Source organism: Gemmobacter nanjingensis, from assembly GCF_014652195.1.
Lineage (GTDB): Bacteria > Pseudomonadota > Alphaproteobacteria > Rhodobacterales > Rhodobacteraceae > Gemmobacter > Gemmobacter caeni.
In genome coordinates this window covers 1-12,423 of sequence record NZ_BMYI01000019.1, presented here as the reverse complement: position 1 = coordinate 12,423, position 12,423 = coordinate 1, and the positions used below count along the sequence as shown (strand labels likewise).

Here is a 12,423-nt window from a genome sequence, read left to right as displayed (position 1 = left end):
TGGATCAGACGGCCCCTGCAGCAAGACCGGCAAGGGACGGTGCGGAAACTGGGCCTGTCATCTGCATGGTCGCTCCGGGTTCGAGATGCAGGTTTTCTCTATGCAGAAAGGGATGAAAGGTCAATGTGCGGGGCTATCGAGATGCAAGGCGGTGCTTGCTGTGAGCACTCAGCATTTACAAACCCGTGCTCTCGGCACATCCGGGCGAGCCGCAGGGGCGACCATATAACGGAACGGGCTCTCGGCCCGCTGCTGTAGCTCGGTCTGCCGACACTCACGTGCTCCTGATGTCCCAAGCTCCGGATACCATCACAATAGCAGATCCGAAACCAAGAGCACCGCCAGCATAATGCCGGATAATGGCATGGTCGAGCGCGTGATCCGGACGGCGTTGTTGCAGAAGTCTGCTGTTGTCCGGAAGCGCCCCTTTCCCCTTTGTATTCATGCCACGCGTTTGATCTCGGCGGTGCCGAGTGCATTGAAGCGGTTCATGAGTGCAACGCGGATCTGGACTTCGGCTGTCTGGCGGTCCGGATCACGTGATGCGAGGCGTTCTCCGAAGGCCTTGAGGCACCTCATCTTGGCCTCGATCCGGCTTCGGGCGTGATATCCGGACCAGCGTTTCCAGGCTGCCCTTCCCAAGCGTTGGGTGGCGCGGAGGATCTCGTTGCGTGCAACGGCGGCGGGACAATCCTCCCGCCATCGTCGCCCGTTCTTGCGGATGGGGATGATTGCTGCCGCGCCGCGCTTGAGGATTGCAGTGTGGCAGCGCCTTGTGTCGAAAGCCCCATCGCCGGTCACGGTGCCGATCTGTTCATCGGGAGGGATCTGGTCCAGCAGATGCGGCAGAACGGGGCTGTCACCCTTGTCGCTCGAGGTGAACTCTACTGCACGGATGTCGCCGGTGGCCGTATCCATCGCTAGATGGACCTTACGATATTGGCGTCGGCGCTGTGTGCCATGCTTGCGCGCAAGCCATTCCCCATCGCCGAGGAACTTGATCCCCGTGCTATCCACCAGCAGGTTCAGTGGACCCGGCGCACGGCGGTTCGATATCTGCACCGTGATGCGCTTCTGCCGACGGCTCAGGGTCGAAAAGTCAGGCACCGGCCAGTCGAGACCGGCCATCGACAGAATACTCTCCACCATCCCGGTCGTTTGTCTCAGCGGAAGCCCGAATAGAACCTTCACCATGAGGCAGAACTGAATGGCCGCATCGCTGAACACCGCTGGCCGGCCGTTCCCACCAGTCCTGGCGCCTTGCCAGGCTAAGTCCTTGTCGAGCCAGATCAGCAAAGAACCGCGATGCTTCAGGGCCCTGTTGTAGGACTTCCAGTTCGTCGTGCTGTAGCGGGCGGGTTCAGGCTTGGTCATACAAGCCACTTAAACCCATGGATTCGACGTGTGAATCCTGCTCGCTGCGGAATTCTGCAACAACGCCGGTGTGTGTTTTTATGGAATTCGCAGCGGGGCCCTGATAAAAATCAGCCCGGATCAAAGCAGGGGTGCGCGTGTTACAGACAAGCCAGAGCGACGGGCAGGGGCCGCGGCCTGTGCCTCACTTGCCCGATTTCCGCTCTCTGGATCTGTCGGCGAAAACACTTGCGGCCCTTGATCGAGGGCATTCTGCACAAGTATTGCGGGCTGTGGCAGGCTGGTTTCACGGCGGCAATGAGAGCGGGGTCTGCCTTCCGGTGGATCGCGGCCCTGATCCGGCGTCGCGCGGCCCTGCCTACCGGGTTCGTCCCGGTCAGGTCTTGCGGCTGCTCTCTGGTGATCCGGCCATCGACGCGCGCTTGCGGGCATTGCCTATGCCCGCCCCGCGGCCTCTGGCGACAGAGCTTTTCCCGGAACGTGCCGGGTCGCTTGAACGGCTCGCGGCCCGAATTGCAGAGTGTCGCGCCGCGCTGGTCGTCACCGGCGGCGGCGGCACGGCGGCGATGCTGGCGCTAAAAGCGGCGCGGATCGCGCGCTGCCCCTTGCTTTGGGATTCGCCAATGGCCGGTCAACGGCCGCATCCGCTGGCGCCAATGGCCGATCACCTGCTGGTGCGGGATATGGCAATGGCCACAAAACTGATCTCTGCCGGCTGCCGGCCCGACCTGATGGACGTATTTCCCGATACGCCGACATCCTTCCCCGATAGCGGGCTGATCGCCGAGGTGATGCGCGATCTGATCCGGCACTCCGCCGGCCTTGCCCCGGCGGGAAAAGCCAACCCCATGCTTCTGGGCTGGCCCGACCCCGATGGCCGTGCCGCCTGGCGGGCAATGGCGATACTGGACAAGGCCCAGGTAGCCCTTGCCGGGCAGGATTTCGGGCTGGTGTTGCCCAGACCTGACAACTGGCGTGCCCTGCTGGAACGTGATCGCCCGCATCTGTTGCTGCTTGGCGGGGCCAGATTTGGCAATGGGGGCAGCTGGCGTGGCCGGATGCTACAGGCCGGCGCACCGCGGCCTGAACTTCTTGAGATGGTCGAGACCTTCCACGCTCGCCAGCTTCCGGTCATTTACCTGGATGATCAGCCGGATGAGCCGGAGTTCGATGCCCTGAGAGGGCTTTGTGACCACATCCTGCAATGCGAGCCGGTTCCGGCTGCGGACGGGCGGCAGAAGCTCCGCCATGATGCCGTCCGGCGCGAACAGATCGCCATGCAGATCGGCGCGACGCCACCATCCTGCCGCTGGGCGGTTCTGACCACCGGCACCGGGGGGGCCGCCTGCGGCCCTGTGCTGCCATTGGCCGAAACCGTCCGGTCCGGGGAATTGCCCCCTGATGTAAGCCATGTCGTCCTGCCCGAAGAACAGTTTCTGCCCGACCCGGGCCTGATCGGGGATCTTCTGCTCGGGCTGGAACATGGCCGGGCCAAACTTGCGGTTCTATATCCTGATGACGGGCCGGGTGGCCCCCTGCTTGCCTTGCGTCGGGGGGATTTCATCCGCAGCCTTGCATTCTGCCCGCCGGAAGGGGCCGGGAACCCGGCGGTTCTGGCGCATTGTCTTCGCCAGCGGTTTGCCGCCAGCCTCGTGGAGTTCCGCGGGACCGGCACCGGGCTATGCGCATGAGCGATGCGGTCAGGATTTTGACCCGCGGGCCGAAGCCGCCGGGCTGGGAAGGGCTGGAGATCGCACTGACGGCGAGGGCGGGGGCCATCTTCCTTTCCGATGTGCCCGAGGCCGAAGCCGATCTTGTTCTCGCCCACGGGTTGCGCGCTGTTCCGGCTTTGCCGGGAAACCGTTTGATCGTGCATCTTCTGCCCTCGGATCTGGAGGTGGACCCCCCCCCGGATCTGACGGGTGTCGAGCGTTTTCTTTGTAGCGACAAAGCTTTGCTGGAACTCTTGATCCGGCGTCTGGATCTGCCTGCCAGCCGGATCACGCTGCTTCCCGCCGTGTCCGGGGAATCCTTCCGCTCCCCGATCAGGGCGGAACAAACGGATATGGGCCTGATTTCGGCCTCCCCCGCGGCGCTGGCGGCAGCTCTCGACCTGCTTGTGGCACTTTACAAGGACATGCCGGATGCCGGTATACGGCTGCGCCTGCTTGATCCGCTTCCCGAGACGGCAAGGGATCGCATGCTCTGGCGGCGCATCAACAGCGCGCCGGGGCTGCGTTACGCCATTGATGTCGCACCAGAGGCAACAGGACTTGACGCATGGCTGTCAGAGACGGGTTTTCTGCTGATCCCCCCGGACTTTTCTCATGATGCTGAAACACTCCGCCCCGCAGCCTTGGCCGCAGGCACCCTGCCGATGCCCGATGTTCATGCTTCGGGCTGGCCACCCCTGCTACGCCCGGCCCTGAAAGAGATGCGGGCGCGGCTGATCGCGATGCTGTCCCGCTCGCAGGGGCGGATCAAACTGCTTGCCCAAGCGCGCAATCAGCGGCGGATTGATCACGCCGTCGACAAGACGCTCGCCGATTGGCATGCGATACTACATCCCGCCGGGCCTGCGGCTGTCGCCACGGCGGTGCGGCGCGTGCTGGTGGTGTGGGGCATCGCCGACTGGGAGGGCTTTCACCGCCGTGAGATGCTGATCGCGCTTGCTGACAATCTGCCCGCCGACAGCCGGCTACTGTTCATCGACCCGCACAGCCATTATGCAACCCTCTTGAAGCGGGATCCCGCAGCCGGGGGCCGATTGCGGGACGAGGCGCTGTTGCATCCACGCTCTCCCCACCCCGGGGTGCTGGCAATGCGGCTGCTGACTGGCGGGCTGCCGCCTGAAATCCCCACCAGCCCCCTGCTGAAGCGCGGGTTGTCGCGGGGGGATCTGGCCGAAGCGGTGGCGCGGGAATTTTTCGGTCCCGAAGTGGTCATTACCCATTGGCTGTACAAGCCCGACCAGTTCCAGATCCTGTCCGAGAATGCCGATGCAATCTATGAAGTCTACGATGACTATACGCTGGACTTTTCGAGCGGCGCGCCACTGCCCGAGGTCGAGAGGCAAGAGGCTCTGGCTCTGGCCGCCGCCCGGCATGTGTTTTTCACTTCGGATGTTCTGGCGCAGCGCAAGGGAGCGCAAGCGCGCAGCCACAGTACGGTAACCAACGGGGTCGCCTTGTCGGCGTTTGCCGCAGCGCGTGGCGCCTTGCCGGAAACGGCTGCATCCGGTGCCCGCCCGCTTGTCGGCTATCTGGGCAATCTGTCGGACTTCTTTGACTGGGAACTGATGGCAGAGCTTTGCGAAGGCCGGCCCCAGACCGACTTCCTTTTATGCGGGAACATCGAATGGGGCCGGCTGGGCGCCAGGTCGGTGCTTGCCGAGAAAATGATGTCGCTGCCCAACGTGGTTTTCACAGGCGCCGTTGCACGCCCGGAAGGGGCTGCGGCCATGGCATGCTGTGATGCCCTGATCATCCCGTTTCGGGTAAACTTGGCAATGGATGCGGTTAACCCGCTAAAACTATGGGAGTATTTCTCTCTTGGCTTGCCGGTTGTCTCCTCTCCGATGCAAACGATCAACCTGCCTTCACCACTTTTGCGGATTGCCCGGGAGGTGACGGAATGGCAAACAGCCCTGACCGATGCGCTGGCTTCCGACGATCCGGTATCGGCCTCCCGGAGGCGCGCCATGGCCGCCGAACGCGACTGGCATATCCTGACCCGCAGATATCTGCGGGACGCAGGTTTTGACGTATCCGTCCGGCGGGAGGCGTCTGGCCGAGGGTGAGGCACCAGTCGTAGATCATGCTCTAGACCCCATGATCGTTGGACGAGTTGACCAGGTCGGTGGCCTCTCCCGCGGCATTCTCTATTCGAGGGTTGCGCCAGATTGGCTGGCACCGAGCCTCAGGAACGGGGGAGAGACCACATGCAGAATAGCACGTTCATCGGGCTGGATGTCCACAAGGCGACGATTTCGGTGGCGATTGCACAGGGCGAACGAGGCGGTGAAGTCCGGCACTTCGGAACGGTGCCACATCGGCCCGATCAGGTGCGCAAACTGGTTGAGAAACTGGCGTCAGGCGGGGCGCGGCTGCATTTCTGCTATGAGGCTGGGCCGTGTGGCTATGGCCTCCATCGTAAGCGGCGGCCATGCCCCATTGATGTCGCGCTTGCGGGGTGTTGTGTTGGGATGAAGCGGAGGGCGGTCGGTAGCTCGTCAGGGACTACGAGACGAGGTCCCTATGCCTCCCGGCTCTGCTGGGCGTAGGCCCACGGCATCAGGTCGTCGATGTCTTGAGCGAGATGGCCGTTGGCGAGCTTCGTGAACAGATCGCGCAAGTATATATAGGGCTCGACGCCGTTCATTTTGCAGGTGCCGATCAGGCTGGCGAAGCGGGCCCAGTTGCGTCCACCTTCGTCATGGCCGGCGAAGAGCGCTTTGCGGCGGTTCATGGCAGGGCTGCGGATGGCGTTTTCGACGAGGTTGGAGTCGATGTCGACGCGGCCATCCTCAAGAAACAGCCGGCTCCATCCCCCGCTTCGCGTCATCGACCCACCCCTCAATCTCCGAGGGCGACAGGTCGAAGGACCGGCTGGCCTCCGCCACCGTGGTCTTGCCCTGAATGATCTCGATCACCAACGCGGTTTTACGCTTCGCCGTCCAGCGCTTGATGCTGTCGTCCATGGTCACACTCATCGCTACCTTCTCCATTGTAGCATGAGCAGATTTTCACTGGGTCAATACAGTTGTGCCCTCCAGCCGCTTGTAGGCCATCACCAGACCGGTGCCGTCCCAGTAAAGCAGTTTCAGCCTGTCCAGCCGACGCGAGCGGAACACGAACACCGTGCCGGTGAACGGGTCCTTGCGCAGCACCGAGGCGACCAGCGCGCACAAGCCGTCATGTCCCTTCCTGAAGTCGACGGGCTTTGTCGCGACCATGATCCGCACCCGGTTCGACGGAAACATCATGGCCGCGCTGCCAACGCATGCGCGACCGCGGCAATCCGCTCCGCCGTGGCCCCGGTTTCCAGGCGGATCACCACGGTGCCGGCGACAATCTCGGGGCGGACCGCGGCGCCCGCGTCTCCACCCCGGGTCTCATCAACCGGGTCGACCATCAGCGCCGCAAATTCCACCGGATCCTCCGGCGCGGGCAGAACCAGTCGCCCTTTTCGTGCCAGCGTTCGCCACGATGACAAATGGTTCGCAGGCAAGCCGTGCCGGCGTGCCACTTCATTCACCGTTGCGCCCGGCAGAAGCGTCTCCGCCACAATCCGCGCCTTTACCTCATCCGGCCACTTCCGGTTCCGGCGGCTACGCACACCGACCGGGAGAACCTCCAATGCAGTCTCCATGGAGAAAATCCGTTCCGATCATCACAACCCTCAAATGCGACAATCAGGACAAAGGCTGGAAGGTGTGGTCCAGGAAACGTTTACGTTCAATCCACACACGCCCCGGGTTTACCGGAGAGTAAAACACTCAAAGGATGAGCCCATGACAAAGCAGAGATTCACCCCCGCCTATCCGGCCGAGCTGCGCGAACGCGATGTTCGGCTTGACCTGCCACGGGATTTTTCACCATGGCTCCCCGGCCTGCCCGACATAATCGAGTGCGTCGAAGGCATATTGATAGACCCCGCCATAGGCGCGAAATGCAGCTTTGGCACGGGTCGCAAGTTCGGTACGCGCCCTGCTGTAGACAGTCTGTGTTTCTAGGCTGCGGCAGATCGCTGCAACAGATGGTGTCTCTGGCAGGTGCGGAGGCTGTGGCGGCGCCAGCAAAGCATCGGCGGTGACTTCCGGGGTTCGCCCCATCCCGCGGAGCGCTGCATTCGCATAGAGCAGGCGCGGCAAGGTGTCGGGCGTTACAAAACCACTCAACCGTGCGGCGCAAACCAGGGCCGGCACTCCGGCGGCAAGAGCTTCGAGGACAACCCGCCCTTCCCCTGCAATTACATCATAGTTACGGATCTGGTCCGTGAAATTCATATTGGTGCCCAGAAAGCGAATTCTGGACCCCAAGGGCGCTGCAAGGGTTTCCAGCCGGGCCCGCAATGCTCCGTCACCAAAGATGTCGAGGCGCGGACCGCCACGCAGGCTTGCAAGAAGCGAGAACAGGGCTTCCAGCCCCTCGGCCTTATTATGTTCCAGTCGTCCTGCAAAAGCGATGGCGGTCGGCGGTTGCGAGGGACGGGCGTCCGGCTGTGGGCGCAGCAGCGCGGCGGCATTGCTGAGTGTGACCACAGGGCGCGATGCGATGAGGGCATGGATCCTGTCGGTCATCTCGTCCGAAACACCAATGAGGTAATCGACGTTTCGGGCCAGAACCGCCTCATAAATCTTCCGCCCCTTGCCCTGCCAGGGCAACCACATCGGCCCGTGTAAGGTATGTACATGGGTCATGTCCGGGGTTGCGCCGATCGCAAGCAGGATCGCTGCATAGGGGGTGTGACTGTGGAGCACCACAGAGCCGGCACCGGCATTCAGCCGAAGCAGCCAAGGCGAAAACGCCACGGCATTGGCAATGCTCAGTTTATCATCAAGATCATAGGGAAGCTCGACGAACGAGCCTCCCCAAAAAGCACTGACGGCTACCTTCGCATGCGAAGGAGCAATAATGACGTGCTCGGCCACCGGATCAAGGCGTCTGATCGTTTCGAGCCGCGTCTCCAGACCGCCAGCGCCCGCTGCCTCGAGAAGGTGTAAAACCCGCCTCGTTGTCATCAGACCATCATGACCGGGTCAGCCTGGCAATGCGAAATGCCTCCAGCCCTTGCGGTGCAGCGAATATCGCGGTGCCGGCAGGAGAGCTTGCACCGGGCTGGACCGCGCCATCAGGAGGCAGAAGTTCGATATCGAATAACTCGACACTGCTAAGATCGCGCCATTGCCATCCGGCATCATTGTCAATGCACAGAAGCCCGATCCGTATCTGCCCCGTGGCCGGAACGATCAGTTCGTTCAATCCGGCAAACAGGCAAACGTCTTCAAAATAAACCACATCTTCCTCACAGGCGACATAATATATCACCCTCCCGGAGGTTCCGGGGTTGTAGTGGGGGGAACATAGCTTCAGGCGCATCAGCCGATCAACCGCGACCAGTTCTGACGTCGGCTCGATCAACATCTCCACCATATCACCGGTTTCCGGGCGATCAGGCAGCACGAGCGCGACAGGACCGTCTGGAAGATTGAATGAAGAGGGAGAAAACTGTTCGATTTTTTCGACCGGTCCGGCGAGCCGTTGCAACCGCGCACTGGTCAGGATGGATTGCGCCTGCGGCGGTGCGATTTTAGGGCGATGGCCATTCCGTTCGACAGGGGTGGCATTGCAATAGATTTGCGCATCCGCATTCAGCCAGTGGAAATTGGAAAAACGGAAGGCTGTGTTGTTCGAGTTGAGTTGCAGATCATTGTAACTTTGAATGCGCAACGCGATCTCGTTACATGCTGCCGCAATTGGCAGCCTTACCCTGCGCATATCCGAACTGCCCGCACCATGCGCTGTCGTGGAAAAACGAAAACCCTCGTCTCCACTGAGCAGATCAATGCTGACAACATTGTCGTTGCCGGAAATCGCAAACCCGAAATCGAATTCCAGAACTGCGTTTTCCGCACCGAATGCACTACGCGGCACCTGAAGGCGCCAGTTCAGAACGCTGCCCGATGCGGTAGAGACCGTGTTTGGGAAAAGAGTAATCTGATCGTCAATGACTTCGTAGCTCAATCCACCTTTTCTTAGATTTCGACTGCTACTGGCAACAAAAATATCCTCGACATGCACCGGAGTCCCTGCCATCGGACGAGGAGAATCCAGACGCTTCAGGAAGTCGACAAAGTCCTCGGCACGGCGCAGCCAGTCATGCTCGGCCGCAAGCGCACGACTGGCCGCGGTATCGGCTTCAGTCCATCCATCAAGAGCCTCGTGGATATGGACCGCGATTTCCTCTGCAGTTCGGCCGTGACGAACAATGGGGAACTGGATGCACTCGAGCATCCAGGACGTCACCACGACCGGCTTCGCGAGCTCAAAATACTCGAAAAGTTTAAGTGGAGAGGTTGTCGAGGCAATATCGCCCTTCTCGAACGGGATGAAGGACAGGTCAAACCAGACGGCGTAATGAGGCAGATCAAAATAATCTACCGCGCCGTACCAGAATATATTTGGCGCCACAGGCAGATCGGCCTGCTCCTTGAGGTAGAGGGGGCCAATATATACAAAGTCGATTTCAGGGCAAACCGCGGCCAACTGTGCAATTAGCTCGTAGTCAATCCACGGGGCGATAGCGCCGTAATATCCGACAATTGGTCGATTTCGGTCAATAATTTCGCGAAAACTTGGCGGAATGGTCTGGCGGTCGCGTGCGTGCTGGAAATGGCTGCGATTGACGCCATTGGGGATAAGCGCAACGCGGTCTTCTTCAAAACGGGTAAGAACTTCTTCGTGCAAAAGTTTTGCTGTGGCAACAATTGCGTGAGTATTGGAGTCCGACAGGCTGCGCCAATTTCGAACGCAGCCTTCCGTCCAGCCAGCGGAAATTTTAGGGTCGATGTGGTCGACATATTCGTAAATCAGGCGCTGACCTGTTTCTTGAAATTTCTGAATAAGATCCTGCGGCGATGTGGAGTAGAGAATATAATGAACATTATTTACCTCGATCAGAAATCTCTCAAAGAAATCTCGATCAAGCGCAACAATTATCAGATTTTCACCATCAAAAACAATTTCTCTGTTGGTATCCTGATAGCAATCGCTGAAGTAAATAAAAAGCCCGCCAGCCTTAGCTATGGCAGACGCCATGTGTTGAGGCCTCTGAAACAGTGGAATATTCCAACTGATAAACGGAGGCAATGCTAAAACTATTTGCCCTGCAGCCTGCCTATTACGAACAAGCTCAACAAAACTCCGAAAACTCAGATCTTGAAGATCTTTATCGTCGAGGCTGATATAACGGCTTGTTTTAACAGGGCTGCCTCGAACCAATTTATTCTTGACAACGAGGGGCGATCCATTCAGGTCGCGCCCGTATTTAATATCCTTTACTGAAACCTCCGAGTAATCCTGAATAACATCAGACCCAAGTGTTATTTGGAAAAATCCCACTGCGGAGGCAAGGGACTCCATCGAAATTTCAGGGTGCGCGGCGCGGATCGACCGCAGCGCCCATTCCGGAAGCTTCTCTTTCGCCTCCACTGGAATGGATTTCCCATCCTTTGCGACGACCTGCAGCTTTCTGGGCTGACCCGAGGCCAATGGGTCAAAGCACCAGCCCAAAATGCGACGCCCGTCCTTGACGCTCACATGCGAAATCAGAGATGACATGATAAATTTCCTACTTAGTCTTATTCTTGCGCGTTATTTTTTACGCCAATTACGGCACTGCGCAGCGCCTCAACACCTTTGCGTGCTTCATTGACAAGATCATCCTGATTGGAGAAATCCCCGCCATCGGCGAACAGCTTCTCCAGTTTTGCAGGAAGGGCCGGGTCAGCCCAATTGCTGGAATATGCCTCATTATGGGTTTGCATACAGAAAGATTTGAATTTGTCTGCACTGCTCAGCGAAATGAACGGGACCCTGCATTTATAACTGGCAACAACGCCATGAAACTTCATACTGACCAGATGGCTGCAACTGGCAATGGCATTGCTTTGGCCCTGCAAGCTGTCACGATGAATCAAGTCGATATTCGGGAAGTCGAAGTGCCGCATGACCTCCAGATCATCATTCTTGGAGCGTCCCGTAGAAAGAAAAATCAGCGCGAGATCCTTGTTGGCAGCGGCAACGACCTCTGCTGCGCGGTAAAGCGGTTCCGTCACATAGGTATTTTGATGCCGCAGGACAAAGCCCACCCGGTTGGAATCCGGTTGCTGTACCGGAAAATCCAGTGCCAAAACCATATCCGGCCAAAAGCCAAACGGCCCTTCCGCAAGCAGGTTCTTCTGAACCCATGCCAGGCTTTCAGCATCTCGCAGCCCGATCAGGCGAACATTGGGATGAGAAAGGAACCGACGATAATGCTCCATGACCTCCGTATTTATTTTCCCCCAGGTCGGAACACCGATTCCAAAAATAAATACAGGTTTTTTTAGAAACCGTTCATCCCAGTACAACCAGGATTTATACCACGGGATCAGCAGGTCACCGCCACCGATCACGATCGCATCGACAGAGTCAACCAGATCCTCGACATCGGATTTCAATCCTGCAGGTTCCGCCGTATGGAAGAAGATCAGCTCGTGCCCGGCGAAAGCGCGCTTGTAGACCTCGAGAAAAAGTTCATCTCCATAATTTCCCCAGCCAAAGTAGCCGACAAGCCCTATCCGCAATGCTTTATCCCCCGATGCCCTGCTCTTGCTCTACCGCGACAAGACAGAAATTTCAATTGATTACCTTACTTGCTACGAAAGCGAGGACATCATCCTCGCGCCGATACTATTCGCGGCCGCGCAAAGCCTGTTTGACGCTTCGCAAAGGCCTGGTAACGCGCCAGGATGCGCTGGCCAGCAAGGCGTCAACTTCGGACCGGCTTTGGCCGAGGTCTTCTTTCAGTCCTTCGATCTGGGCCTGATGTGCATCACGCGACTCCTGTGCTTCGCGCAGATCATCTTGCAGGCAACGGATACGGTGTTCAAGTTCAGCGGCCATCCGATGCACGTCGGCGCGGCTGGTATCGCGTTCGAGGGTCAGGGTCGCAATTTCTCCGAGCCGATCGTCTTGCGCCTGTTTCAACCGGGCGTTTTCCGCCATCAGGGCCTCGACGCGGGCCCAATGGGCGCTGCGCTTTTGCTGCGCCTCGCGCAGATCATCCTGCATGTGACTGATCCGTTGCTCGCGTTCGGTAACCGCCTGATGCGCGGCGGCAAGACTGGTATCGCGCTCGAGGACCAGAGACGCGATATCCCCGAGCCGATCTTCATGCGCCTGTTTCAGCAGGGCATTTTCCGCCATCAGGGCCTCGATCTGGCTGTTTGAGGTTTTGGCTTCTGCCTGCAACGCCTCGACGCGGGCCCAATGGGCGCTGCGCTTT

General features: G+C 59.3%; 10 protein-coding genes and 2 pseudogenes. 4 read left to right on the top strand and 8 right to left on the bottom strand.

Features of this window, described 5'->3' with window-relative positions; translation table 11 throughout:
• Nucleotides 1–441 precede the first annotated feature (441 nt).
• On the bottom strand, nt 442–1,374 hold the full coding sequence (locus tag IE126_RS21070; protein ID WP_189382124.1) for an IS5 family transposase: 933 nt from the start codon (nt 1,372–1,374) through the stop codon (nt 442–444).
• Nucleotides 1,375–1,811: 437 nt separating this feature from the next.
• Here IE126_RS21070 and IE126_RS21065 point away from each other — a divergent pair, with 437 nt between their 5' ends.
• From IE126_RS21065 to IE126_RS26410, 3 genes and pseudogenes are all read left to right on the top strand, one after another.
• Nucleotides 1,812–3,065 carry a hypothetical protein gene (locus IE126_RS21065; RefSeq protein ID WP_189382123.1) on the top strand — a complete coding sequence of 418 codons (1,254 nt, stop codon included), beginning with the start codon at nt 1,812–1,814 and terminating at the stop codon, nt 3,063–3,065.
• Nucleotides 3,062–5,173 carry a glycosyltransferase family protein gene (locus IE126_RS21060; RefSeq protein ID WP_189382122.1) on the top strand — a complete coding sequence of 704 codons (2,112 nt, stop codon included), beginning with the start codon at nt 3,062–3,064 and terminating at the stop codon, nt 5,171–5,173. Before IE126_RS21065 ends, IE126_RS21060 begins: the two co-directional genes overlap by 4 nt.
• A 141-nt stretch (nt 5,174–5,314) precedes the next feature.
• Nucleotides 5,315–5,527 (top strand): annotated as a pseudogene (locus tag IE126_RS26410) (IS110 family transposase); the annotation flags it as partial.
• 101 nt (nt 5,528–5,628) lie between these two features.
• Here the strand turns inward: IE126_RS26410 and IE126_RS21055 are convergent.
• The 7 genes and pseudogenes from IE126_RS21055 to IE126_RS21025 all read right to left on the bottom strand — a co-directional run.
• A pseudogene (locus IE126_RS21055) lies at nt 5,629–5,916 on the bottom strand (transposase domain-containing protein); the annotation flags it as partial.
• Nucleotides 5,900–6,073, bottom strand: a complete 174-nt coding sequence (locus tag IE126_RS21050; protein WP_229825763.1) for a DUF1153 domain-containing protein — start codon at nt 6,071–6,073, stop codon at nt 5,900–5,902. The pseudogene IE126_RS21055 and the gene IE126_RS21050, both read right to left, overlap by 17 nt.
• Before the next feature lie 45 nt (nt 6,074–6,118).
• Nucleotides 6,119–6,358 carry an IS66 family insertion sequence element accessory protein TnpB gene (tnpB, locus tag IE126_RS21045; protein WP_189382121.1) on the bottom strand — a complete coding sequence of 80 codons (240 nt, stop codon included), beginning with the start codon at nt 6,356–6,358 and terminating at the stop codon, nt 6,119–6,121.
• Nucleotides 6,355–6,744 carry an IS66-like element accessory protein TnpA gene (tnpA, locus tag IE126_RS21040; RefSeq protein WP_189382120.1) on the bottom strand — a complete coding sequence of 130 codons (390 nt, stop codon included), beginning with the start codon at nt 6,742–6,744 and terminating at the stop codon, nt 6,355–6,357. Before tnpA ends, tnpB begins: the two co-directional genes overlap by 4 nt.
• A gap of 223 nt (nt 6,745–6,967) precedes the next feature.
• Nucleotides 6,968–8,116: a glycosyltransferase gene (locus tag IE126_RS21035; protein ID WP_189382119.1), complete on the bottom strand. Its 1,149-nt coding sequence runs from the start codon at nt 8,114–8,116 to the stop codon at nt 6,968–6,970.
• Nucleotides 8,117–8,123: 7 nt separating this feature from the next.
• Nucleotides 8,124–10,715 carry a glycosyltransferase family protein gene (locus IE126_RS21030; RefSeq protein ID WP_189382118.1) on the bottom strand — a complete coding sequence of 864 codons (2,592 nt, stop codon included), beginning with the start codon at nt 10,713–10,715 and terminating at the stop codon, nt 8,124–8,126.
• A 20-nt stretch (nt 10,716–10,735) separates the two neighbouring features.
• Nucleotides 10,736–11,722, bottom strand: a complete 987-nt coding sequence (locus tag IE126_RS21025; protein WP_189382117.1) for a polysaccharide pyruvyl transferase family protein — start codon at nt 11,720–11,722, stop codon at nt 10,736–10,738.
• 25 nt (nt 11,723–11,747) lie between these two features.
• On the opposite strand from IE126_RS21025, the gene IE126_RS21020 reads away from it, so the two are divergent.
• A complete protein-coding gene (locus IE126_RS21020; protein WP_189382116.1) occupies nt 11,748–12,368 on the top strand; it encodes a hypothetical protein in 621 nt (206 codons plus the stop codon).
• Nucleotides 12,369–12,423 lie beyond the last annotated feature (55 nt).

Coding starts and splice junctions, on each gene's coding strand:
- IE126_RS21065 (WP_189382123.1), top strand. CDS start 1,812: ATGCCCGCCCCGCGGCCTCTGGCGACAGAGCTTTTCCCGGAACGTGCC.
- IE126_RS21050 (WP_229825763.1), bottom strand. CDS start 6,073: ATGGACGACAGCATCAAGCGCTGGACGGCGAAGCGTAAAACCGCGTTG.
- IE126_RS21070 (WP_189382124.1), bottom strand. CDS start 1,374: ATGACCAAGCCTGAACCCGCCCGCTACAGCACGACGAACTGGAAGTCC.
- tnpB (WP_189382121.1), bottom strand. CDS start 6,358: ATGATGTTTCCGTCGAACCGGGTGCGGATCATGGTCGCGACAAAGCCC.
- tnpA (WP_189382120.1), bottom strand. CDS start 6,744: ATGGAGACTGCATTGGAGGTTCTCCCGGTCGGTGTGCGTAGCCGCCGG.
- IE126_RS21035 (WP_189382119.1), bottom strand. CDS start 8,116: ATGACAACGAGGCGGGTTTTACACCTTCTCGAGGCAGCGGGCGCTGGC.
- IE126_RS21060 (WP_189382122.1), top strand. CDS start 3,062: ATGAGCGATGCGGTCAGGATTTTGACCCGCGGGCCGAAGCCGCCGGGC.
- IE126_RS21030 (WP_189382118.1), bottom strand. CDS start 10,715: ATGTCATCTCTGATTTCGCATGTGAGCGTCAAGGACGGGCGTCGCATT.